This is a genomic window from Flavobacterium sp. KACC 22761 (assembly GCF_034058155.1).
Lineage (GTDB): Bacteria > Bacteroidota > Bacteroidia > Flavobacteriales > Flavobacteriaceae > Flavobacterium.
The window spans coordinates 4,323,992-4,350,312 of record NZ_CP139148.1 but is presented as its reverse complement, the minus strand read 5'-3'; the positions used below and the strand labels follow the sequence as shown (position 1 = coordinate 4,350,312).

Here is a 26,321-nt window from a genome sequence, read left to right as displayed (position 1 = left end):
CCCAGACGTTACTTACAATGTTTGGGTAGTTTTATTACAATCGGTTTGCTTATAGTTTAGTTTTTTAAAAAATCATTGAAAATGTTATGCTATGAAAAAACACTACACTTTATTATTGTTATGCAGCATAATGCTTGTAAAGGCGCAAACATTTCAGCAAAAATTGCAAACTGCTGTTACAAACTCATGGTCAGGAAGCGGACTTCCGGGAGTTTCCGTGGCGGTATCTACTCCAAATTTAGGAATGGTATATGCCTCAGCAGGTATCGGAAATGTATACACGCAATCGCCAATTTTGCAGAATACTCAATATAGAATTGCAAGTGCAACCAAAAACTTTACGGCAACATTAATTATGCGATTGCAAGAAGCGGGTTATTTTAATATCAATGATAAATTATCGCAACACTTAGTAATTCCCGGTTTACCAAATGGAAGTACAATTACGATTAAACAATTATTACAACATACTGCTGGCGTAGGTGACTATTTAAACGGAAGCTCGGATTTTATAAATGCCGCCGTTCCTGACAAAATCTTTACAGATGCCGAAATAGTGGGTTACATTAATAATATGGGAGCAGCATTTACTCCCGGAAGTTCTTATGAATATTCTAATGGAGGTTTTTATTTGCTTGGAATGTTAATCGAAAAGAAATTAGGAAAAACATTAGATGTAGCGATTCAGGAATGGGTTGCTTCGCCACTTGAATTAACTAATACTTTTATGGATTTTACAAGTACAACGACCAACAAAATTCCAAATTTAGCCGAAGGAACAAGAGCTTACAATTATTCGCCAACATCGGTAAAAGGGGCAGGAGCCATTGTAGCAAATCCGGGCGATTTAGCAAAATACTGTAAAGCAGTTTTTGGAGGAAATTATTTGACACAAAGTTCCATAAATGCAATGATTTCGCCTTCTGCGCTTAATTCTGCATATGGTTTAGGAACGCGACTTTATACTTCTTCAAACAATGTAAAATATCACGGCCATACAGGAACAATCCTTGGATATAATTCTTTTATGTATTTTATTCCATCACTAAATGTTTCTGTCGCAATTACTACCAATGCTTATGCGAGTCCTTCTTCATTATGGGATAATATTAAAACAGCAGTTTATAATGTTGTAGAGCAAGAATATCTAAGTTATTGTGCGACAAATAATTGTTTTAGTGCCAATATTCCTGTACCTACAGCACCTACAGCAGGCCAGGTTTATGTGAATACTCCAGTAAACTTTGCTTGGGATTCTACGGTTTCAGGAGCAGATTACCGTATTCAGGTTTCAAAATCAAATTCGGGATGGAATGATACAGACGGATTTACATCGGCAACTACACCAAATAGCACAGTTGTCGTAAATGATGTTGTAAATACTGCAAAAACGTATTCTTGGAATGCAACAAATGCAGCAGTTTCAGAATCTCCAATTGGCGGAACTGTTTATTACTACACAATCAGAAGTTACAGCGCCGCAACCGGAACTTCAAAATATTCCGCTCCGGTAAGTTTTACGCCAAAAAGTGCCGGCTGTACTTTGCCGGGAACAACCTCAATTACAGTAGATAATTTGGATGCGGCTTTGGTTGGGGCTTGGACATCTACTTCTGCAACTGCAGGATATATCGGTACAAATTATATTCATGATGGCGATACCGGAAAAGGAACTAAATCGGCAACTTTTACTCCTTTAATTGCACAAAGAGGAAAATATGAAGTATTCATCAACTTTACAGCAGGAACAAATCGTCCAACAAATGTTCCAGTAGATATTATTGACGAAAACGGAACAACTACCGTTACAGTAAACCAACAAACTAATAATGCGACTTGGGTTTCATTAGGTAGATACAATTTCAGTGCAGGCTCTAGAGGCAAAGTTGTAATCCGTACAACGGGTACAACAGGAGTTGTTATTGCTGATGCTTTTAAATTTACTTTTGTGGATTGTTTGCCAGAGAATGTAGCGCCAGTAGCTAATTTTACGCCAGCAAGCGCGACAGTTTGCGAAGGACAAACGGTGACTTATACTAGTACTTCTACAAACGCAACTTCTTACAGCTGGTCATTCCCAGGAGGAACGCCAAGTACGAGTACGGCCGCTAATCCGGTGGTTACTTATAGTACTTCAGGAACTTATGATGCAAGCTTAACAGCAACAAATTCAGTAGGTTCTGATACAAAAACAATAACAGGATTGGTAACAGTAAATCCTGCAGCAACTGTTGTGGCTGGTTTTACAGCTCCTTTGGCAGAATTAGCAGTAGGAGAAAGTATGACTCTAACGAATACTTCAACAGGAGCAACGACTTACGCTTGGACTTTCCCTAACGGATCTCCTGCAACAAGTACAGCTGCAAATCCATCGGTAAGTTTTACGACAACAGGTACAAAAACGATTACTTTGGTTGCTTCAAATGCTTGCGGAAGCAATACCTATACATTGACAATTTGCGTTGGAACAAATACCAAAACTACACTGGAAACTTTTGAAGCTTCTGCAGGAAGATTTACTAGCGTACCAACGACATCTGGTTCTACTGTTGGTATTGCAACTACTTCTACTTTGGCAAGAGCTACAGATAGTTATAAAAATGGTACTGCAAGTTTAAAGGCAGTTTTGTATGACAATACTTCGGTAACAACAAACTGGCTGGTGCGTTTGCTTTCTGGCGGAGGAACTCCAGCAAACAATCAGGCGTTTGTTGGCAATCAGGGCTCTTTTGGTTTCTGGCTGAAAACAAGCACTGCAAATGCTGGAGCGACTGTTACGGCTTGGATTGATGATGCCGATGGACTTGAAGAATTGCCTCCAATAGCAATCATCAACAACGGAGCGTGGAATTACTACGAGTGGTTCTTGCCAACTGCAGTAGGAACAACAATTACGACAGGAAACGGAATTGTGGGCGGTGCTTCTGTAACTTTGGATGCAATTGTCATCAAACAAAACAATACTGCTAATACAATGACAGTTTGGATTGATGATATTCAGCACAATTATATTTCTGGATGTTCTGGAACTAGAAAAATGCTGGATGTTGCCGATGTTGAAGAAGTAAAAATTACAGAAGGCTTGGTAGTGTATCCAAATCCGACAAACGGAATTTTGAATTTGAGTTTCGAAAACAACACTAAATCAGATGTTTATCTGTATAATATTTTGGGTCAGCAATTGTTGAATACTACTTTTGAAGGGAATGAAAAAGAACTTGATTTGAATAATTTTGATCAAGGAATTTATCTACTTCAAGTCATAACCGATGGTAAAACATCAACTAAGAAGATTATTTTGAATAAGTAAGTTTCTAATTATTTAGAAGAAAAAAGGCTGTCTCAATTTTGAGACAGCCTTTAATTTTTACTATTTTCTATTTGAAAAAATAAAAAAGGAAAAGAAATTAGAAATTAAACCAGCAACAACCCAAGAACGCATCCAAAAAAAGAGAAAATTCGATCGATCTGTACAGTTTAAGCAGGCAAGAATCAAGGTTATGAATAAAGTTGTGATACAATTTCTAAAAGCTAATCTCCAAGATTTTTTAATCGAGAATATTCCAGTCTTCACTTTAATTTAAATTGATTAACTGAGGGCCAAATTCTTCATAGAAAATATTCTCTGTTTTAATATTTAAATTAATAAGAGATTCATATTGGGATTTAATAAATAATTCTGGACCACAGATATAAAATTTAGCTTCATCCAATAAAATAGACTCTTTGCATTTATGAAGATCCACACGTCCTTGTAAAATTTGATCTGATGAATTTTCTAGATTTTCGACCGTATCATAAAATGTGAATGTTTCAAGCCATTTTACTTCTTGCTTTAAACTTGAAATCTGATTTTTAAACGCATGAACCGATTCATTTCTGCATCCATGAACCCAAACGGTTTTTTTATTTTGAAGCTCGTTTATATTAGTTTCAAGCATGCTGAGCATAGGTGTAAAACCAACTCCACCGCTTATTAATACTAATGGATTTTGAGAATCTTTTTCTAAATGAAATAGTCCTGCGGGCGATGAAATTGAAATAATTTCTCCTTCTGATTTAGAATGTAGCGTATTGGAAACCATTCCAGACGGATTTGAAGCGAATCCATTTTCTCTTTTTACAGAAATTCTATAATATTCAGGATTGAATGCACTTGACAAACTGTATTGCCTCGGTTGTAACAGATTTAATTCTTCTATAAAAACCTGCACACTGATAAATTGGCCCGGATGAAAATCAGCAATTGCTTTGCCATCTTCAGGATATAAATAGAAAGATTTTATTTCAGCTGATTCTTCGACTATTTTTTTAATTACAAATTTTCGCCATCCGTTCCAGCTTCCCGGTTTTGAAGCGTTTTCAATATATAATTCTTTTTCAAGGTCAATCATAATTTGCGCAAGCTGATAAAATGCAACAGTCCATGCTTGTAGAATTTCGGGCGTTGCAGCTTCTCCGACAACTTCTCCAATTGAAGCAATTAAATGCGTACCAACAATTTTGTATTGGTCTGGCTGAATGTTAAGACTTCTGTGTTTCGTCGCGATTCCTCTAAGTACTCCCAAAAGAACACCGGGATTATCTATATTTTCAGCATAAGCAAGCACTGCATTTGCTAAGGCTGATTTTTGTCTTCCATTGGCCTGATTTCCCATATTAAACATATTTCGAAGCTCAGGATGATGTTTGAACATTCTTGCATAAAAGTAATTTGTCAGGTCTTCGCCACTTGATCTTAAAATTGGAATTGTTGCTTTTATAAGCTCTTTTTGATCTGCATTCATTTTGTGATATTTGGATTAAATATTTGATTTAATTGAATAGCATTGTTTTGCTATTTCGTTTTTACAAATTTAGATTGCCATCAAAGCTCAAGTTTATGATTGAAATCATAATACGAATGAAAATATTCATCTATTATCCATTCAAAACCAGAACGTATAGATTATTATAAGAACTGGACTATCAGTAATTTAATAATCATAATTAATTTTGAAGTGTAATGCAGCAATCGCATATCTGTTTATCATAAAAAAATAGTCATGTCAAAATTTCATTTAAATACTAAAAAATTAGTTCAAGGAGAATTCAAAATGCATAAAGTAAATGTTGCTTTTGTATTTCAAGTAAATTGTCCGGGTTGTTTTATATACGGAATTCCTATTGTGAATGAGCTTTATAGTTCATTTAATAATAAAATTGGTTTTATTGGAGTAGCTACTGCTTTTGAAGACTTTGAATATAATAACGAAGCGAGTTTGAAAGTACTTTTAGAAAGCGGAACATTAGTTGGAGAAACTTTAAAATATTACCGCACAAACTATAGAATTTCAACTTACTCAGAAACCTTAAATTTTCCTGTTGCCTTTGACAATGTTATTTCTTCTGAACAATTTATAAATTCAGATAAGGTGGAATTAATCTGTAATGCCATTCCCAATTTTGAAAGTTTCTCTGAAATTGAAAGAAAGACTATAATTCAGAAAGTAAAGTCATATTATTCTGAAATACCTATAATAGCCGAAACATTTACAGTCAATCAATTAAAAGGAACTCCATCCTTTATTGTTTTTGATGATAAATACAATATTTTGGGGCATTATTTTGGTCATCAGAGCACGGACGTTTTAAAAACTAAACTGAACGATTTATTGGCATAGTTTTAATCTTTTTAAAAATGCGAATGCGATTTTTAGCAGTTGGCTAAAAGTTTAAAATTACCATTCTTGGACAAAACTTGCAATTCTGAAATACCTTGAAAAATGATCTTGGCTTTTTGTAGCAAAAAAGGTCTCCGAGTCAAAATTTGTAATCTGCGTAATTGTCAGATTTTCCGGTTTATTAAATGTCTTCAGACTCCATTCATTTACTTTTTTATTGAAGTAGCATTTTATTTAGATTTTAATTTTATGATGGTTTGCTAAAAAATAAATAAATTTTATCTTTGGCTTTGAAATGCTCCAACAAACACTAAAAAAATGGTTAAACCAATTTAAGCAGTACTTTTTTACGTACAGCAATGGCTTCTATCATCTTCCTTACAGCAGTAAAACTCCGGAAGATCTTGTGGAGAGTTTAGCTAATTATCCCTTTATGAAGCATGATAGAGTAAAACAGAGTGTTTACGCTAATACGCCATTTTGTTCGGGAGGTTTCAATTATCAGAAAGTAGAAGAAGGACTTTGGGTTATTTATTCTAAAATGAGATATAAAACTAATGTAGCTTTTGATCTCGTTTATGATGACCCGGCAGAAATGAAAATTGAGGATAAAGGTTACTACATGCTTAGCCTTAATAATGTTACAAGTCAGCCAATAATTGATCTGAAAATTTGTGAAAAGCAATTGTGTTTTGCAAATTATAGCTGGACATTCTTTAAGCCAAAAGAACGCAATTGTGATGTAAATTTTAAGGGTGCCAATAACAAATACATCACTTTGTATTTTAATGAAGAATGGTTGCAGAAAAACTTGCTTCAAAACAGTTTGTTTTCAGAAGCTGAACTGGATAAGTTTATAGCCTCTGACCAGCCGTATATTGCTTGGCCCGTTGAGGAGAAGGATGAGTTGGTGAAAAACTTCGGTATTTTTGATGAGGTTATGAATATGAATAATGAGGCTAGTCATATCGATTTTCTTCAGTTTAAACTCTGTACTTTAAATCTTATTTTCGGGTTTTTAAGAACTTGTAGAGATCAGCAAGTGTTTGAAAAACATTTTGCAATTGATTACGAAGATAAATTCAGCATCAACAAAGTTGAGAATTATTTGACGAGCAATCTTTATGATAAATTTCCTGGAATTGATTTCCTGGCTGAAAAATTTAAAATTTCAGAAAGCAAGCTTAAGTCTGAATTTAAGCAGTTTTTTGGAAAACCAATCTACAAATATTTTCAGGAAAAACAAATGATGTTGGCTAAAGAGCTTATTATTGAAAACAAATTCTTGATAAAAGAGATTTCGTATAAGTTTGGGTACGAAAACACCAGCAAATTTACTGCAGCATTTAAAAAGTGTCACGGTACTCTGCCTTCGGAACTGCAAAAGCAGGAATTCGATGTTGCAATTTAAAATCTAATTTTCTCTTTTTAATTTTTTTCTTTCCTCAAAAAAAACTTTTTGGGCTATAGATTTTCTTTGTCAAAACTTTTTGGAGTGCTTTTAAGCTTGTTCGCTTGCCTAATTTTGCGAGCAAACTATAAAATGCTATAAGTATATTTTTTTAAGCTTTACTAAGAAATATACATAGCTTATTTTGTTGATTTTAACTCGTATAAGTTAACAAGCTAACCCCAAAATATGAAGAAAAAACTACATTTAATTTTTACATTTATTCTTATTCTTTTTGCCTCAGCCAATATGTTTGGGCAAATGAAAGTTGTCTTGACTAAGACGGATATAGATTCTAATTCGCCAACTGGATCAATTACGGCCAATATTGTGAATGGATTTCCTCCTTACACATATTCGTGGTCAAATGGGCAAAGTACTCAAACAATATCTAATTTAAGTCAAGGGCTTTATTATGTAGAAGTAATGGACTCCAATCATAATATGGTTTTTGCTAATATAGGGATAGGTGAATGTTTTCAAAAGGCAAAAGCAATTGCAGTCCAAACAAATGCTTCGTGTACTGGTGCAGTAAATGGTTCAGCAACAGTAGCGGTAAAAGGTGGATCTGGAAGTTATAGCTACCTTTGGAATACACCAGCATTACAAACTACACAATCAGTAACAGGGCTTTCGGCAGGAAGTTATACGGTAAGAGTAACGGACAATGTTACCTATTGTTCGACCCTTGGAACAGTTGATATTATTCTCGCTCCTACAACTTCAGTAGGTGACCCGACAGTTTATGGCAATAATTCTTGGAATGTATATGCTTGGAATAAAGGAGCTGTAAGCGGTGACGCTTGGCAAGCAGACTATTCCGGTTATTTTACGGCTAATACTTTAAGTTTTAATTCGGAGGATTATTTCGAAGATTATGACGTTCCGTCTTCAGTTGCGGGTTACCAAGGATGTAAAGTAAATGGTGATGATCATTCTTGGAGTGCAAAAAGACAAGGATTTCCTTGCGGATACTATCAAATTGATATTCCAATGCACGATGATTGGGTGAGATTGTTTATTGATGATGTACAAGTATTTGGAGACAATAATTGTTGCGAGTCACATACAAATGTTTGGCAGGGTTTTTTAGATAGTAACAGTAAGGTTGAATTTAGAATTGCAGAAGAACGAGGGCAGTCTAGGGGGAATATAAAATTCAATTTGATTGAACATACAGCATCTATTACTAATGTTTCGTGTAATGGAGGAAACAATGGTGCAATCACTTTAACAGTTCCAACAAATGGAAACTATACTTATAATTGGGGTAATGGAATAACTACAAAAAATAGATCAGGACTTGCACCCGGAAATTATACGGTGACTGTTACCAACCCAATTGGCTGCGAAAAAACAAGTACATATTCAGTTTCTCAGCCCGATGCTATCGTTATTACTCCATCACAAACGAATGTATCTTATATTGGTGGAAGTGATGGTTCTGCTACTGTGGCAGTAACTGGGGGAGTGGGACCGTATTCTTATTCATGGACACCATCTGGGCTATATGTGTTTGATTCGACAGCTTACTTTCTTACTAAAGGAACTTATACAGTAACTGTCAGGGATGCAAACAACTGTACGGCAACACAAAGTTTTACTATTACCGAACCAGATGCACTTGATGCAACACTAGTTTCGCAACATAATATTGACTGTCATGGAGCAAATACAGGATCAATAACAATAAGCGCAACTGGCGGAGTTGCGCCATATTCATATTGGTGGAATCATTCGGGAGGAAATGGTGCAACAGCTTCTGGTCTTGTTGCGGGAACCTATACGGTAACTGTTTACGATGCATATTATAATTCAGTAACTAAAAGCTTTACAATTACAGAGCCTGATGCCTTAACAGCGACAGCAGCGGGACAGACAAATATCGTTTGTCATGGAGCAAATACAGGATCAGCAACAGTTAGTGCCAGTGGAGGGACAGGATCATATACCTATTCATGGGCACCATCTGGAGGCAGTGCAGCAACAGCTTCAGGACTTTTGGCAGGGAATTATACCGTAACCGTAACTGATGATAACAATTGTACAGCAACGCAGAGTTTTACTATCACAGAACCTGATGCTATCGTTATCACTCCGTCACAAACAAATGCATCCTGCAAAGGAACAGCCAATGGGTCAGCTATTGCATTTGTAAGAGGTGGTGCAGGAAATTATACCTATCAATGGTCTCCTTATGGTGGAAGAAATGCCTCAGCAACAGGGCTTGCTGCAGGTACATACACAGTTACGGTGACCGATGCCAATTCTTGTACAGCAACAAAGAGTTTTACCATTACAGAACCAGATGCTTTGATTGCATTAAAAGGCGCTCAGACTAATATTACTAGTCGTGGAGCAGCGACAGGATCAGCAACAGTGAACGTGACCGGAGGAACAGGCTCATATTATTATTCATGGGCTCCATCTGGCGGAACTTCAGCAACAGCGACAGGTCTCAGCGCAGGAACTTATACAGTCACAGTAACCGATGATAATACATGTACTGCAACGCAGAGTTTTACTATTACAGAACCCGATGAACTTGTAGCATCGAAAGTTTCTCAGACAAATATTGCCTGTCATGGAGGAGCAACAGGGTCAGCAACGGTTAGCGTAACCGGAGGTACAGGAGCATATTCATATTCTTGGTCGCCTTCTGGAGGAAGTTCTGCTACAGCAACAGGACTAACTGCTGGAACATATACAGTTACAGTGACCGATGCAAATGCAAGTACAGCAACGCAGAGTTTTACTATCACAGAACCTGATGCTCTAGTTATTTCTTCCTCACAAACAAATGCATCCTGCAAAGGAACAGCCAATGGGTCAGCTATTGCATTTGTAAGAGGTGGTGCAGGAAATTATACCTATCAATGGTCTCCTTCCGGTGGAAGAAATGCCTCAGCAACAGGTCTTAGCGCAGGAATCTACACCGTAACCGTGACTGATGCAAATTCATGCACAGCAACCCAGAATTTTACTATTACAGAACCAGATGAGCTTGTAGCATCAAAAGGTTCTCAGACAAATATTGCATGTCATGGAGGGGCAACTGGATCAGCAACGGTAAGTGTGACTGGAGGAACGGGTTCATATTCATATTCATGGGCTCCATCTGGCGGAACTTCTGCAACAGCCACAGGACTTGAAGCAGGAACTTACACAGTAACGGTGACTGATGCAAACAATTGTACAGCTACGCAGAGTTTTATGATTATTGAACCAGCGAAGCTTACAGCAACAGCGGTGACTCAGACAAATATCGCTTGTAATGGGGCAAAAACTGGATCAGCAACAGTAAGCGCAAGCGGAGGAACAGGAGTATATACATATTCTTGGTCGCCTTCTGGTGGAACTTCTGCAACAGCCACAGGACTTGACGCAGGAACTTATACAGTAACCATTACCGACGCAAATTCTTGTACAGCAATGCAGAGTTTTACAATTACAGAACCAAGTAAACTTGTAGCATCAAAAGGTTCTCAGACAAATATTGCATGTCATGGGGGGGCAACTGGATCTGCAACGGTAAGTGTGACTGGAGGAACAGGCTCATATTCATATTCATGGGCTCCATCGGGAGGAACTTCAGCAACAGCGACAGGTCTTACTGCAGGAACTTATACAGTAACCGTTACCGATGCAAATTCTTGTACAGCAATGCAGAGTTTTACAATTATTCAACCTGCATCAAGTCTTTCAGCAACAACAGCATCAGTTGCAGTTAGTTGTTTTGGAGGAGGAAATGGTAGTGCAAGTGTAAATGTGTCAGGAGGGAGTCCAAATTATACTTATTCTTGGGCACCTTTCGGCGGAACATCAGCAACGGCAACAGGACTTAGTGCCGGAGATTATATTTGTACAATAACAGACTCAAAGGGATGTACATTGACAAAAACTATTACTGTTGGTACTCCGGTTCAAATATCTGCTTCCATAACAAAAACAGATGTTTCATGTAATGGAGGATCAAATGGTTCTGCAACTGTAACAGCTTCTGGTGGAGTTGGGGCATATTCTTATTCTTGGGCGCCTGCTGGAGGAAATACCGCTACTGCGTCTGGACTTTCTAAAGGAAATTATACGTTAACAATTCAAGATGGAAATACTTGTACATACACCATTGGTGTTACTATAGATGAACCACCGGTTTTGACAGCATCAATTTCTCATACTGATGTTTTATGTAATGGTGGAGCAACTGGAACGGCAACGGTAGTTCCTTCTGGAGGCAGTAGCTCATATTCTTATTTATGGTCACCTTCAGGCGGTACGGCAGCGACTGCAACTGGTTTGGCAGTTGGAATCTACAGCTGTAAAATTACCGATTCTAATGGTTGTTTTATTACCAAATCAATCGAAATTGATGAGCCTGCAGTATTAAGCGCTACAACAAGTCAAATAGATGCAACCTGCATGTCGCCTGGACAAGCGGCTGTTAGTGTGAGTGGAGGAGTAGCCCCTTATACTTATTTATGGTCTCCTTCTGGTCAAACAACAGCGATAGCAACGGGATTAAATAATGGCAGTTATTCTTGCTTAATTACAGACAGTAATGGGTGTGCCATTACTAAACATTTTGTAATTAACACAACTAACACTTTGACTGCTGTAGCATCGCAAAACGATATTTTATGTAATGGTGCTAATACGGGATCCGCTTCAGTAATTCCTTCTGGAGCGCCGGGTCCTTTTACCTATGTTTGGGCACCAACTGGTGGGTCAAGTAATACTGCAAGCAATCTTGCGGCTGGTAGTTATTCGGTAACGATAACTTCTGCAAATGGTTGTTCAATTGTAAAATACTTTACAATTACTGAGCCTTCTGTATTAAAAATTACGCCGTCACAAACTAATTTATTATGTTATAGCGCAAATACAGGATCGGCAACAGTTAGTGTAAGCGGAGGAAAACCGGGATACAGCTATTCTTGGGCGCCATCTGGAGGAAATTCTGCTACAGCTTCAGGACTGAGCGCTGGAACTTATACTGTAACTGTAACTGATGCAAATTCTTGCACAGCAACACAAAGTTTTACAATTGTAGAGCCAAATGCTCTTATAGCGACAGCAGTTTCTCAAACCAATATTGCTTGTAATGGCACAAATACAGGATCGGCAACAGTTGGCGTAAGCGGAGGAAAACCGGGATACAGCTATTCTTGGGCGCCATCTGGAGGAAATTCTGCTACAGCTTCAGGACTGAGCGCTGGAACTTATACTGTAACTGTAACTGATGCAAATTCTTGCACAGCAACACAGAGTTTTACAATTACTGAGCCAGCATTGCTTGAAGCTATAACTTCAAAAACGGATGTAACTTGTTATAATGGAAATGATGGAACTGCATCTGTAAATGTGAGCGGAGGAAAAGGAGCTTATACTTATCTATGGTCGCCAAAAGGAGGAAACGAAGCAACTGCAAGCGGACTTACAGCGGGAACATATTCTGTAACCATTAGCGATGCAAATTCTTGTTCTATTTCAAAAACAATAGTAATTGAAGAACCTGCGCCTTTTGTGGTAAATACATTAGTTACAACAAATATAACAGTTTCTGGAGCAGTAGTTTCTGGAACAATTTCTTCGGAAAAAAGTGATGGAAAATGTTTAGCAGAAACAGGATTTGTTTATTCGCTTAAATCAAATCCGATGATAACAGATAACAAAATTATTGTAGGCAGTTCATTGGGATCAATTACTTCAACGTTGACTAATTTAAAAGGAAATACAAAATATTATGTAAAAGCTTATGCGATAAACAGTAATGGATTTGTAGCTTACGGAAATGAAGTTAGTTTCACCACAAACAAATATACTCTTACGATTACTGCTTCAACAGGACATCAGAAAGTTTTTGGTACAAATGATCCAGTTTTTGGCTATACTGTTTCAGGACTTGTAAATGGTGATACAAATACAATTATTAGAGGAGTTCTTTCAAGAGAATCTGGTGAAAATGCTGGAAAGTACAAAATTAATGCTGGAACAATTGATGCTGGAGAAAATTATAGAATTGTTTTTGAAAGCAGTGTTTTTGAAATCACTAAAGCTGATCAACTGATTACGTGGAATCAAGAGTTACAATTTGGCTGTGAAACCGAAAACAACTTAAATCTTAATGCAATTTCAAATAGTGGTTTGCCAATAACTTATTCGGTTGCGAATAGTAATATTGCTGAGGTTTCAGGTAATAATTTGGTGATAAAAAATTCGGGAAGCACATTAATTACAGCATCTCAGAATGGAGATCAAAATCATAATCCAGCTGTGGCAGTTATAAAAACCGTAGAAGTTACGCAGGGCGGACTTATAACGCAGCATTGGTCTGATGTTCTTTTCTTTGATAATAAAAACAAAGATTTTGTTTCTTGGCAATGGTATAAAAACGGAACTGCAATCTCTGGCGCAACGCGACAATATTTCAGCGAAAATCAAGCTTTAAATGGGGCTTATTATGTTATTGCGACAGATAAAAACGGAAATAAAATTAAATCTTGTTTGTTTGAAATAAAAGATCAAGTATTTTCAAATAAGATGAAAATATATCCTAACCCGGTAAGAACTTCGAGTGAATTTACTTTAGAATGTAATTTTAGTGAAGCACAACTCAAAGGTGCCGTTATTGATATTTTTGATATCAACGGAAAATTAATTCAAACAGTTTCTAATGTAAAAACTCAGAATCAGATAATTGCACCTTCTCAAACTGCTATTTATGTTGTAATGCTGACTTTATCAAATGGTGAGAAAAAAACAATTAATGTCTTGGTGAAGTAAAATGAGTTTTAATTTAAGATCAATGAAAATCAAAATCAAAATGAAAATCAAAATAGCAATCGCGATATTTTTATTATGTAGTTCGATGCAAGCACAGGAAATTAATATGAAACTTAGTGGGGGTTCATCAGGAATTCTTTATGAAAGTTCTGAAGGAAATGGGAATCTAAAAGCTGGCGGAGGTATTGGAATTGGATATACTTATTTCTTAAATAATCATTGGGGAATTAATACAGGAATAGATGTTTTGTATAATCAAAATACGTTTAAGTTGAATGAAGTAACAACTATCAATTCTTATGAAGTAGATGACCAAATGACGGCATTCGAATACAGAGTTTCACCGAAAAATTATCAGGAAAAACAGTATTTTGTTTCTTTCGCTATTCCAATTCTTTTGCAATACAGAACAGAAATCTCAAGCCAATCACAATGGTATTTGGGCTTTGGCGGAAAGGTTTTATTTCCACGAAAACAAAATATAAAAGCTTCTGCCGATGAATTACAGCTAAGCGGTTATTATCCAGATTCAGATCTTGTTATTGATGATTTGCCTTCGCATGGATTTGGGAAAGTCGATAATTGGGAAGATAAAACAGCAGCAAATCTTAAGACTTCGTTTTTGGTAAGTTTAGAAACAGGTTTAACTTTCAAGCTAAAAGAAAATTTACAGCTTTATACAGGTGTTTTTGCTGATTACGGTTTTTCTGATCTAGCAAAAAATACAGATAACAGCAATATCGTTTTGTATGACCCAAAAGGAATCGAAAATACACAAGCAAATGGTGTTTCGAGTAATAAAACAATAGTACAAAACAGCAATTATTTTTCTGCAGGGTTACAAATTAAATTAGGTTTTTCATTTATAAAACCAAAGGAAATTAAGTAAGAACATAATATTATTAAAACAAAAGGTGCGTTTCATATTGAAACGCACCTTTTTGTTTTTAATTAAAGTTTTTTAAAAATATCACAAAATGAAACAAACTTTTTTAAACTTCTAAATACAAGAAGTGTATTTTGTGAACTTGCAGAAAAAACAAGTTTTATGTTTTGTTACAAGGAATAGGCTTGTAATGTTTTTCGTGCCCATTTTCCCCAGTTTTTCAAAGCATCCAAAAGTATTTTGTTTAATTCTTTATTGTCAGTTGGTTTTCCTTTAATTGGTGGAGCTAAATCTTTGTCAGAAACTGGAATTTCAGTAACTTTTGTGGCAAACCAGGTCATGTTTTCATGTGGCAAAGCCAAGCCTAAAATTGTTCCAGGTAAGCCTGTAAAAGATTCAGGACCACCTGAGAATGGAATTTGAATGGTGTAATAGGCAACAACATAAACAGAATCCAGAACTATAGCATTTGCTCTGCGACATTCATAACCTGCAATTTCTCTTGTTTCATCAGTAATTTTCCAGTTAATTTTGCGCAAACTATCTTTAACTAAATATAAATCATCGTAAACGTTTTTTTGGGTAATGCTGGTTTGGGTATCTAGATCTGTGGCGATAATATTTTTTAAATTAGCCATTGCGTCATCAGCAATCCAACTGTTGTTGCTTGCTGATTCAATGGTTTCATTCCATTTATATAAACTTTTGTTTTTTGAAAAGGTGAGTGTGCTCTTTGTAGTTTTAAATTGTGGATTGTTTTTTTTGTAACTTTCAAAAGCTAATTTATAATAGCTTTCCGTTTCTCCTTTTATTTTTTTTGTAATCAAAGCGTACATATTTGATTTTTTTTCAAATTCGATTATGCCATTTTGTACAAAGTGATCATTTTGTACTAATTGATCATTTTGTGCAAAAGTATTACAGCTTGCCAATACAATTATTAAAATTAAGATGCGATTTATCATTGTTTTCATGATTTTAGTTTTGTTTAATTTCTCCTCCGCCCATTTTGCTGAAATCCCAGCTTACAGAGAACATAAAATATCTTTGGATAGTCGTGTACGTACTTTGGCTGATATTTCCATTGAATGCAGAACGATTAAATCCTAAATTTTGGTTCAAAAGATCTCTTCCTGTTATAGAAACTCTTAAATTATCTGATTTTAAGAATTTTTTGGTGACTGAGGCATTCCAAATAAAACGTTCAAAACTTTCCTGAATCACTTGCGTTTTTCCATTATATTGATAATTACCATCGGTACTAATTTCTAGCTTGAAAGGCAATTGTACACTAGACCAGAAATTTCCATTAAATCCCCAGCCATTACTATCACTATTTTGGTTGATGCTTGCATCAGCAACGTTATAAGTAGGTCCGAAGCTAGCATTTAAGTTGTATTTTTTTTCTTTATACTTCGATAAGTTAAAATTAAAGGAATAAGTTGAATTTTTAGTTTGATTCAGTTTTGTATTGATGTAATTATAATTTACATTTTTATTGGCGCTTAAACCAATTCCTGCCGACATGTCTATGGCTTTGATTGTTTTGCCAAAATTACCATTCAAATAATAGCTTGTTGCAGCTTTGTCTTTTAGGTTTACAAATTGAGAAATACTTTGTCCTCTATCATTTGTAATTACATTACTTATTATTGGATTTAGCGTAAAATTATACGATCCATTAATCGAAAAATACTGATTGCTGAGTACTTTGTATGAATAATAACTACCTCTAAGATTATTCTTGAAAGAAGGATCTAAATCTGGATTACCCAAAATTGTATTCAATGGATTTTGATTATTTGGTATCGGTTGTATTTGTTCTAATGTTGGTTGATCGCTGTTTCCGTTATATGACAAACGCAGTGATTCTCTTTGTTTAAAATTATATTGATAGGTTATCTGAGGCATATAGTTGATAAATTTTCGCTTAAAAGAATTATCTCTATAAACATCATATTGTCTAAAGTTTACACCGCTAAATTTTGAACCAATATTAAAAACAGTTTTGTTTTTCTTGTAATTAAAAATAGCTCCAAGTTGGTTTATCGTTTGGTCCAATTCATAATTATTACTAAAGATGGAATCTAAAACAGTATAATCCCCATTTGCATCTTGATTAAAAGATTTACGATCAGATTTCCCGTTGCTAATGTTGAATCCGTAATTAAGAATTACAGATAGACTTTTGGATAGCGGTTCAGTATAGATTAAATTTGATTTAAAAGCTGTATTGCTAATAGTATTGACTTTGTTTTGATCGACTACTTTGGTGCTGTCTGGACTAATTACAGATGGTGTAAAAAACTCAGCTCTCGAATTTAAATAACCATCACTTTTACTATCTGTATTTGATTGACTTAAATTAAGAGATAATGTTCGCCCTGTTTTTTTGAATCTTTTGGTTAATAAAGCATTAAAATTAAATGCTTTATCATCAACATCGTTTGTAGTTGTCTGTTTCAAATTATTGAGTTGATTACCTTGTTCGTCGGTACCTTTTCGCGCTTCTGCTTCACTTGAATTACTCTTTTTAAATAATCCATCTACATTTAATTTTAAAGTTAAAGTAGTATCGATTTTAATTTCATAAGTGAGATCAAGTTTGTTTTTAGTCATGTTTTTCTCAAAATTTTTGTCTGAAGTATTATAAATACTGCTAGAGCTTAAATTTTGCTGGTTAATATCATTGCGGTTTCCTGTAAGTTTGATATCACCAATTTTATAATTAACATTGATAGATTCTTTATCCTTGTTCCATTTATTGTCAAAATGTATTCCGCCAGTTTGAGTTACTGGAATTCCTTCACCATTAAATTGTCCGTCCCAACTGTCAAATTCATCATTTCCATTGTTTGTAAAATAAATACCGCCGTCATCAGTTACCTGATAACTGCTTTGTCCATATTTATCTTTATCTCCCCATCCTAATCCTACTTGTCCTGTGTTACCAAAAATGCCATAAGCTGCCAATTTTTTCTTATCCCAAAACTTATTAAACATGGCTTGACCTTTGTAGAACTTATCCGTTCCTCCTCCGAGTTCTACTTTCCCGAAATGACCATTTTTTTTGTCTTCTTTAAGTTTCACATTCAGCGTTTTGGTTTTCTGGCCATCATCAATTCCCGTAAAAGCGGCTTGATCACTTTTTTTGTCGTACAATTGTACTTTATCAACCATATCCGCACGTAGATTTTTTGTAACTAAAGTGGGATCATCACCAAAAAATTCTTCACCATCAACCAAAACTTTGGTTACAGTTTCGCCTTGAGCAGTAATTTTTCCATCCTTATCAATTTGTATTCCTGGGAATTGTTTTATCAAATCTTCCACTTTTGCATTAGGTTCTATTTTAAATGCTTTTGGATCAAATTCTAACGTGTCTCCTTTGATTTTCATGGCGGCTCTATTGCCTTTGATAATTATTTCGGATAGTATTTTTCCTCTATCTTCTAAATTAATTTTGCCATAATCCTTGATTAACTTTGTGGAATCAACAGCAAATTGATCTACAAAATCAGCATATTTAGGATAAGAAACCAATAAAATAAATTTACCAGCTTTAATATTATTCAACTCAAAATAACCATTTTCTTTGGCTCTGGTAAATTTTACTAAAATAGAATCTTGTGCTCTCAACAAAGAGACTGATGCCTTGGTTAAAGTAGAATGGTTTATGGTATCTGTTACATATCCTTTAACTGTGCCTAATTTTTGTGCTTGTAAAGTAGTCGATAAAAAAAGAAAGCAAAATAATAATAGAATTGTTTGTCTCATTAATTGGTTATTTTTTTTTGAAAAAGAGGCATAAAAGTTCCATTCCATTTTTTAAGAAATAGAAAATAAATGCAATTGTTATGGGATTTGTTTTTGAGTAAAAAGTATAGATTGTAGATCCTATAATAGAAATTGAAATAGCACTTTTTTAAACAGGTTTACAGAAGTATAGTGACTTGATTTTGCTAAATTCATAATTTTTTTGTGAGGTTTTGGTTGATAGCGGTGTAAATTTTAACGATTTTAATTAGTAATCGTTAGTATAATAGTTAAATGTGAATATGGCTCAAATCTAAGTAAAAATACTACAATGTAAAAAACGACTTTACTTTTTTTTAACATAATTAATTATTAAAATTTTGTTTTTAGCCAATATTGCTTGAATTCTTACTTTGGTTTTTTAGATTTCTTTTTTATAATCAAAGATCTTGTGCTTCTGTGTCCATTTTTAGATAGGAACTCCAGATTTTTTTGTTTTTCCTTTCTTTGCTATTATACTTATATTTAAGCACTAGAATTGCATAATGTGTTTTTTATTTGTTATTTTTTTAGTGATAGAAAAAAATAAATACTAAAACAACCGGTTGTGTATTAAAATGTTTTTTTATATTTGTTGAATATACACTTATTAATCAGAAGGAAATTTGAGATAAATACTCTATTTGATTTTTTAATAATTAAGACTTAACAAAATGAACCAAAAACAAATTTATTACTTGGCGGGAATATTATTTTTTCTTTTCGCTTTTAATGTCATTACAGATAAAAACAGTAATGGATCAATTAAAGGAATGCCTATTTTTTCTAATGTTGTTTATACAGGCAATGATGATATTTATAAAAATAATCCCCTAAAATCAGACGAATTTTATACGCCTATTTTACAAGGATGTTATCCTGATCCCGCCATTACCAAAAAAGGAGATGACTATTATATGGTTTGTTCTTCTTTTGCCATGTTTCCTGGAGTGCCAATTTTTCATTCTAAAGATTTAGTGAATTGGACAGATTTAGGAGGCGTTTTAAATAAGGTTTCAGAATTTAATCCTCACGATACTGGAATTAGCCAAGGAGTGTACGCACCAGGTATAACTTATAATCCTCATAATGATACTTTTTATATGATTGTAACTGCTTTTACGGGAGGAATGGGTAATATTATAGTAAAAACAAAAGATCCAATGAAAGGTTGGGGAAGTCCTATGAAATTAGGTTTTGATGGAATTGACCCATGCATTTTCTTTGATGATGACGGAAAAGGTTATATCGTACACAATGATGCTCCAGACAAAGGAAAGGCATTGTATGAAGGTCATCGTGTAATTAAAGTTTGGGAATATGATCTAGTAAATGACAAAGTAATTCCAGGTTCTGACAAAATTATTGTAGATGGAGGTGTAGATCTTTCGAAAAAACCAATATGGATTGAAGCGCCACATTTATATAAAAAAGACGGTCGTTATTATTTAATGTGTGCCGAAGGCGGTACGGGAGATAATCATAGCGAAGTTGTTTTTATTAGCGACAGTCCAAAAGGCCCTTTCAAACCAGCATCAAACAACCCGATTTTGACACAAAGATATTTTCCACAAAACAGACCTGAAAAAGTGGATTGGGCTGGACACGCTGATTTAGTATTAGGCCCTGATAATAAATATTATGGTGTATTTCTCGGTATTCGTCCTAATGATAAAAATAGAGTGAATACGGGTCGCGAAACTTTTATGTTGCCTGTAGATTGGTCGGGAGTTTTTCCAGTTTTTGAAAACGGATTAGTTCCTCTCAAACCAAAAATCAAAATGCCTACCGGCGTTACTGAAAACAAAACAGGAAAAGATGGATTTTTCCCAAATGGAAATTTTACGTTTACTGAAAACTTTGCTTCCGAAAAACTAGATTATAGATGGATAGGACTGAGAGGTCCTAGAGAAAACTTTATTTCGCTAACAAAAAACGGACTAGAGATCAAGCCTTTTGCAGTCAATATCAAAGAAGTAAAACCAACTTCGACACTTTTTTATAGACAGCAACACAATAATTTTTCTTTCACATCGACATTAGATTATAAACCAGCATCTGAAAAGGATTTGGCTGGAATTGTTTGTCTGCAAAGCGAACGCTTTAATTATGTTTTTGGCATAACCAAAAAAGGAAAGGATACCTATATTATATTGCAAAGAACCGAAAAAGGGGAATCAAAGATTGTTGCGAGTACTAAAATTGAAATTAAAAAGAATATCCGTCTGCAGGTTAAGGCGACAGGTGACAGTTACCAATTTAGCTATGCTTTAAATGGTGTTGATTTTGAAAATTTAGGAGGAAGCGTTTCTGGCGATATTCTTTCAACAAATGTAGCTGGAGGGTTTACTGGAGCGTTGATAGGTCTATATGCGACTGCAGCAAACGATGCTCATGTAGAATAATTGAAGACATAAGAAATGAGTTTTCTGATGCAGCATATAAACAATAATTTTTGACATTAAAATAGCATTATATAATGAAATCAATACTTAGATTTTTTGCATTTACTGTTCTTTTTTTAACAGGACAAAAAGGATATTCTCAAGATCCAAATTTTCATGTTTATTTGAGTTTTGGCCAATCAAATATGGAGGGTTATGCTAAAATAGAACCTCAGGATATTGCTGCAGTTGACGAGCGATTTCAAGTTTTGGAGACCGTTGATTGTCCTGAAATTGGGCGTTCTAAGGGAAATTGGTACACGGCAGTTCCTCCATTATGTCGCTGTACAACCGGATTAACTCCAGTAGATTATTTTGGAAGAACTTTAATTGCCAATCTGCCAAAAAACATAAAAATTGGTGTTATAAATGTGGCTGTTGGTGGATGTAAAATTGAGCTTTTTGATAAAGATAAAACATCAGAATATGTGGCAACAGCACCGGATTGGATGAAAGGCATTCTCAAACAATACAACGACAATCCGTATCAAAGATTGGTTGAAATGGCAAAGATTGCCCAGAAAAAAGGGGTAATTAAAGGTATTCTATTGCATCAAGGAGAATCTAATACTGGTGATACGCTTTGGCCAAAAAAATTAAAAATTGTTTACGACAATCTTATGAAAGATTTGAATTTGGATCCTAATAAAGTTCCGTTGCTTTCTGGTGAAACTGTAAATGAAGATCAAAATGGAAAATGCGGCAGTATGAACAAAATCATCGCGACACTTCCAAAAACAATATCTAATTCGTATGTTATTTCTTCAAGTGGATGTAAAGCTGAACCTGATAATTTGCATTTCAATGCATTAGGTTACAGAGATTTAGGTAACCGTTACGGCGAAAAAATGCTATCATTATTGGGTTATAAATTCTATAATGGAAAAGATTTTATCAGAGTGAGTGCACCAATTGGTTTTGATCAGGTAAATTCAAATGTTGCAACAGGTAAAGTAGAACTCATTAATTATGAATCTAAAACGGTTGGAACCATAAGAAAAGCCAATGTATATACGCCTCCCGGATTTAATAAAAAGAAAAAATACCCTGTTTTATATCTCCTGCACGGAATAGGAGGTGATGAATATGAATGGCTAAAAGGAGGGAATCCGCAAATTATATTAGATAATCTTTATGCTGAAGGAAAATTAGAACCGATGATTGTCGTAATGCCAAACGGAAGAGCGATGAAAGATGATAGTGCTGCAGGAAATATAATGGCTCCAGATAAAGTGCAAGCCTTTTCAACCTTCGAAAAAGATTTACTCAATGATTTGATTCCATTTATTGAAAAAAAATATCCTGTTTATAAAGACAGAGAGCATCGTGCAATTGCCGGTTTGTCAATGGGCGGAGGACAATCTTTGAATTTTGGTTTAGGGAACTTGGATAAATTTGCTTGGGTTGGTGCGTTTTCAGCAGCGCCAAATACTAAAATGCCAGAAGAATTACTCCCAAATCCTGAAGAGGCTAAAAAGAAATTAAAATTGTTATGGATTTCTTGTGGCGACAATGATTGGCTTATTGAAAATAGCAGAAGAACTCATAATTACTTGTATAAAAAAGATGTGCCTCACATTTACTATTTAGAACCTGGCGTGCATGATTTTAAAGTTTGGAAAAATGGATTGTATATGTTTTCACAGTTTTTATTTAAGCCTGTAGATCAGTCCAATTTTGCAGCATATACGATTTTAGGCGATCAGGCTCAGACCAATATTCGTAATGCCAAGTATCCGCAGCTATTGCCAGATAACCGTGTCGTTTTTAAAATTAAAGCGCCAGAAGCATCGAAAGTACAGATTGATTTAGGCAAAAAATACGATATGTCCAGAGATTCAGACGGGTTATGGACTACAACAACAGGAGTAATAAACAAAGGTTTTAATTATTATTCTTTGTTAATTGACGGCGTAGCTGTAGCCGATCCCGCAAGCGAAACATTTTATGGTATGGGACGCATGGCGAGCGGTATTGAAATTCCAAACAAAGAAGGGGATTTCTATGAATTAAAAATGGTTGCGCATGGTGATATTAGAATCAAAAAATACTTTTCAAAAGCAACTAACTCTTGGCGTGAAATGTATGTTTACACCCCACCAGGTTATGAAAATTCAACCGAAAAATTTCCTGTTTTATATCTTTTGCATGGAGGAGGTGAAGACCAAACCGGATGGGCAACTCAAGGAAAAGCCAATTTGATTTTAGACAACTTAATTGCCGAAAATAAAGCAAAGCCAATGGTTATCGCAATGCTAGACGGCAATATGGGAAATGCGGGTTTCAATGAAAATGCATTAAAAGCTTTTGAAAATGAATTAAAAACGGGCGCAATTCCTTTTGTAGAAAGCAATTTTAAAGTAGCGACAGATGCTAAAAATAGAGCTTTAGCGGGATTATCAATGGGTGGATTGCAGACACTTTATGCGGGCATTAAAAATTCTGATATGTTTTCAAGTATAGGCGTGTTCAGCTCTGGTTGGTGGGCTAATAATGACACATTATCAGGGCCTCAATATGAGTTTATGAAAAATAATGTAGCTATTATTAATTCTAATATCAAGAATTTTTGGATTTCGATGGGAGGAAAGGAAGACATTGCTTATGAAAACTGCAAAATAATGATGAGCAAATTTGACCAAATGGGAATCAAATACAAATACAGTGAATATTCAGGAGGACATACATGGCCGGTTTGGAGACATGATTTGTTCCTGTTTGCGCCATTATTGTTTAATTAATTTTTCAGAGAGCAAGGATTTCCAAAAACAAAATAATGATGAAAAAAAGTCTAATTGCCATATTGCTTTTACTGGGGATTTCATTAGCTGCGCAGCAGAAAAAGGATTTAAAACTTTGGTATAAAAATCCTTCTGGAACAGTATGGGAAAATGCTCTGCCAATTGGAAACGGTTTTCAGGGCGCTATGGTATATGGAAATGTTGAGAAAGAAATTTTTCAACTAAATGAAGCAACCGTCTGGAGCGGAAGTCCGAACAGAAATGATAATCCTGATGCAAAAAATGCACTAAGCGAAATTAGAAGACTTATTTTTCAGAAAGAATATAAAAAAGCTGAGAAACTAATTAATGAAAATATAATCACTAAAAAATCCCACGGGCAAATGTTTCAGCCTGTGGGAAATTTAGAATTGGATTTTTCGAATCATCAAAACTTTACCGATTATTACCGAGAACTTGATATAGAAAATGCTGTTGCAAAAACAGTTTATAAAGTACAGGACGTTACCTACACACGTGAGGCTTTTATCTCTTTTCCTGACCGGGTTTTGGTGATAAAACTTTCTGCTGATAAACTGGGTAAATTGTCATTTGGAGCAACTTTCACTTCTGAACATAAAAAACAGGAAATTAAAGTTGAAAGTAACAATGAAATTTCACTTTCGGGAACTACAAGTGATCATGAAGGTGTAGAAGGAAAAGTCAATTTTAATGCATTGGCAAGATTTAAAGTTAACGGAGGTATGATAAAAGCTTCTGAAAATTCTATAAAAGTAGAAGGAGCAAATTCTGTTTTGATTTATGTTTCTATTGCGAGTAATTTTATTAATTACAATGATATCAGCGGTAATGAAAAAAAACTTGCAAAATCTTTTTTAGACAAGGCATTTGATAAGAAATACGATGCAATGAAGAAAGCCCATATTGCCTATTACCAAAAGTATTTTAAGAGAGTGAAGCTAGATTTAGGGAAGACAGACGCATCTAATTTGCCAACAGATGAAAGATTAGCAAATTTTAGGAATGTTTCAGATCCGTCATTTGTAGCGCTTTATTTTCAGTACGGAAGATATTTATTGATTTCATCTTCACAATCTGGAGGTCAGCCTGCTAATCTTCAGGGTATTTGGAATCACAGCATGAAGCCTGCATGGGACAGTAAATATACAATCAATATAAATACTGAGATGAATTATTGGCCTGCTGAGAAAACCAATTTATCTGAAATGCACGATCCTCTTTTTAAAATGATTCAGGAATTAGCACAAACCGGAAAAGAAACTGCAATGGTAATGTATGGAGCCCGTGGCTGGATGGCGCATCATAATACTGATATTTGGCGAATTAACGGAGCTGTTGATGGCGCCACTTGGGGAGTTTGGAATGCTGGCGGAGGCTGGCTAAGTCAACATCTTTGGGAGCATTATCTCTATACGGGCGATAAAGAATATCTTCAATCGGTATATGAAGTGCTTAAAGGAGCAGCCGATTTTTATGCTGATTTCTTGGTAAAAGATCCTGAAAGCGGCTGGCTGATGGTAGCTCCCGGAAATTCACCTGAAAATAGTCCGAAAGCACATCAAGGTTCTGCCGTCACTGCTGGGTCAAGGATGGACAATCAAATCGTTTTTGATGTTTTTAGCACTGCAATAAAAGCGTCTGAAACATTAGGAAAAGACAAACAATACATTGATAGTTTAAAAACGTTGCGCAATAGGCTCCCTCCAATGCAAATTGGCAAATACAACCAGCTACAGGAGTGGATGGATGATGTTGATGATCCTAAAGATAATCATCGCCATATTTCGCATTTGTATGGATTATTTCCTTCGAATCAAATTTCTGCTTACAAAACTCCAGAGCTTTTTGCAGCGGCAAAGAATACATTGTTACAAAGAGGCGATATATCTACAGGCTGGAGTATGGGCTGGAAAGTAAATTGGTGGGCAAAAATGCAAGATGGAAATCATGCATATAGCTTAATTCAAAATCAATTGACTCCGCTTGGTGTAAATACGGGTGGCGGAGGTACTTATAATAATCTTTTTGATGCGCATCCACCTTTTCAAATTGATGGAAATTTTGGATGCACATCAGGAATTGCAGAAATGTTGATGCAAAGTTCAGATCAGGCTGTTCATTTGCTTCCAGCGCTGCCTGATGCTTTGAAAGAATATGGAGAAATAACAGGTTTAAAAGCGCGAGGCGGGTTTGAAATTAAAGAAATGAAATGGAAAAATGGAAAATTAATTGCAGTAAGTATCCAGTCCAATCTTGGAGGAAATCTAAGATTGAGAACTCCAAATCAAATCATTCCTAAAAACAAAATGAATTTTAAAATTGCTTCAGGAGTTAATTCAAATGTTTTTTACGGAAATGATGAGATCAAAAAGCCTATTATCGCTAAAGAATCGAATATTAAACCTTTAGAAATTCAGCCAACATTTTTATATGATATTGAAACTGAAAAAGGCAAAATATACCATTTCATAATTAAGGAATAACTCAAATGTCAATTTCAGTTATTTCATAAAACAGCAAAGATTAAGAGAGGAATTT

General features: G+C 35.1%; 11 protein-coding genes. 8 read left to right on the top strand and 3 right to left on the bottom strand.

Annotation, left to right across the window (positions count from 1 at the left end; translation table 11 throughout):
* Positions 1–91: 91 nt before the first annotated feature.
* Positions 92–3,310 (top strand): serine hydrolase, encoded by a 3,219-nt coding sequence (locus tag SCB73_RS18585; RefSeq protein ID WP_320567678.1) that lies wholly within the window; start codon positions 92–94, stop codon positions 3,308–3,310.
* 265 nt (positions 3,311–3,575) lie between these two features.
* Here SCB73_RS18585 and hmpA read toward each other — a convergent pair whose 3' ends face one another.
* Positions 3,576–4,787 (bottom strand): NO-inducible flavohemoprotein, encoded by a 1,212-nt coding sequence (gene hmpA, locus SCB73_RS18580; RefSeq protein ID WP_320567677.1) that lies wholly within the window; start codon positions 4,785–4,787, stop codon positions 3,576–3,578.
* 258 nt (positions 4,788–5,045) lie between these two features.
* Here hmpA and SCB73_RS18575 point away from each other — a divergent pair, with 258 nt between their 5' ends.
* From SCB73_RS18575 to SCB73_RS18560, 4 genes are all read left to right on the top strand, one after another.
* Positions 5,046–5,663 carry a hypothetical protein gene (locus SCB73_RS18575; protein WP_320567676.1) on the top strand — a complete coding sequence of 206 codons (618 nt, stop codon included), beginning with the start codon at positions 5,046–5,048 and terminating at the stop codon, positions 5,661–5,663.
* A gap of 295 nt (positions 5,664–5,958) precedes the next feature.
* On the top strand, positions 5,959–7,074 hold the full coding sequence (locus SCB73_RS18570; protein WP_320567675.1) for a helix-turn-helix domain-containing protein: 1,116 nt from the start codon (positions 5,959–5,961) through the stop codon (positions 7,072–7,074).
* Between the two features lie 228 nt (positions 7,075–7,302).
* Complete coding sequence (locus SCB73_RS18565; protein ID WP_320567674.1) at positions 7,303–13,896, top strand: MBG domain-containing protein; 6,594 nt, start codon at positions 7,303–7,305, stop codon at positions 13,894–13,896.
* A 40-nt stretch (positions 13,897–13,936) separates the two neighbouring features.
* The gene (locus tag SCB73_RS18560) at positions 13,937–14,785 is read left to right on the top strand and encodes an outer membrane beta-barrel protein (RefSeq protein WP_320567673.1); all 849 of its coding nucleotides are present in this window, start codon (positions 13,937–13,939) and stop codon (positions 14,783–14,785) included.
* Between the two features lie 167 nt (positions 14,786–14,952).
* Here the strand turns inward: SCB73_RS18560 and SCB73_RS18555 are convergent, their stop codons facing one another.
* Positions 14,953–15,756, bottom strand: a complete 804-nt coding sequence (locus SCB73_RS18555) for a GLPGLI family protein (protein ID WP_320567672.1) — start codon at positions 15,754–15,756, stop codon at positions 14,953–14,955.
* A 4-nt stretch (positions 15,757–15,760) separates the two neighbouring features.
* Positions 15,761–18,559, bottom strand: a complete 2,799-nt coding sequence (locus SCB73_RS18550; protein ID WP_320567671.1) for an outer membrane beta-barrel family protein — start codon at positions 18,557–18,559, stop codon at positions 15,761–15,763.
* A gap of 692 nt (positions 18,560–19,251) precedes the next feature.
* Here SCB73_RS18550 and SCB73_RS18545 point away from each other — a divergent pair.
* From SCB73_RS18545 to SCB73_RS18535, 3 genes are all read left to right on the top strand, one after another.
* Entirely contained in the window at positions 19,252–20,982 is a 1,731-nt protein-coding gene (locus tag SCB73_RS18545; RefSeq protein WP_320567670.1) for a glycoside hydrolase family 43 protein, read from the top strand.
* 74 nt (positions 20,983–21,056) lie between these two features.
* Positions 21,057–23,762, top strand: coding sequence for an alpha/beta hydrolase-fold protein (locus SCB73_RS18540; protein WP_320567669.1), 2,706 nt, complete (start codon positions 21,057–21,059; stop codon positions 23,760–23,762).
* 38 nt (positions 23,763–23,800) lie between these two features.
* On the top strand, positions 23,801–26,266 hold the full coding sequence (locus tag SCB73_RS18535; RefSeq protein ID WP_320567668.1) for a glycoside hydrolase family 95 protein: 2,466 nt from the start codon (positions 23,801–23,803) through the stop codon (positions 26,264–26,266).
* The last annotated feature ends 55 nt before the right edge of the window (positions 26,267–26,321 follow it).

Excerpts from the sequence above, each read along its gene's own strand:
- SCB73_RS18585 (WP_320567678.1), top strand. The coding sequence starts at position 92 with ATGAAAAAACACTACACTTTATTATTGTTATGCAGCATAATGCTTGTA.
- hmpA (WP_320567677.1), bottom strand. The coding sequence starts at position 4,787 with ATGAATGCAGATCAAAAAGAGCTTATAAAAGCAACAATTCCAATTTTA.
- SCB73_RS18575 (WP_320567676.1), top strand. The coding sequence starts at position 5,046 with ATGTCAAAATTTCATTTAAATACTAAAAAATTAGTTCAAGGAGAATTC.
- SCB73_RS18570 (WP_320567675.1), top strand. The coding sequence starts at position 5,959 with ATGCTCCAACAAACACTAAAAAAATGGTTAAACCAATTTAAGCAGTAC.
- SCB73_RS18565 (WP_320567674.1), top strand. The coding sequence starts at position 7,303 with ATGAAGAAAAAACTACATTTAATTTTTACATTTATTCTTATTCTTTTT.
- SCB73_RS18560 (WP_320567673.1), top strand. The coding sequence starts at position 13,937 with ATGAAAATCAAAATAGCAATCGCGATATTTTTATTATGTAGTTCGATG.
- SCB73_RS18555 (WP_320567672.1), bottom strand. The coding sequence starts at position 15,756 with ATGAAAACAATGATAAATCGCATCTTAATTTTAATAATTGTATTGGCA.
- SCB73_RS18550 (WP_320567671.1), bottom strand. The coding sequence starts at position 18,559 with ATGAGACAAACAATTCTATTATTATTTTGCTTTCTTTTTTTATCGACT.
- SCB73_RS18545 (WP_320567670.1), top strand. The coding sequence starts at position 19,252 with ATGAACCAAAAACAAATTTATTACTTGGCGGGAATATTATTTTTTCTT.
- SCB73_RS18540 (WP_320567669.1), top strand. The coding sequence starts at position 21,057 with ATGAAATCAATACTTAGATTTTTTGCATTTACTGTTCTTTTTTTAACA.
- SCB73_RS18535 (WP_320567668.1), top strand. The coding sequence starts at position 23,801 with ATGAAAAAAAGTCTAATTGCCATATTGCTTTTACTGGGGATTTCATTA.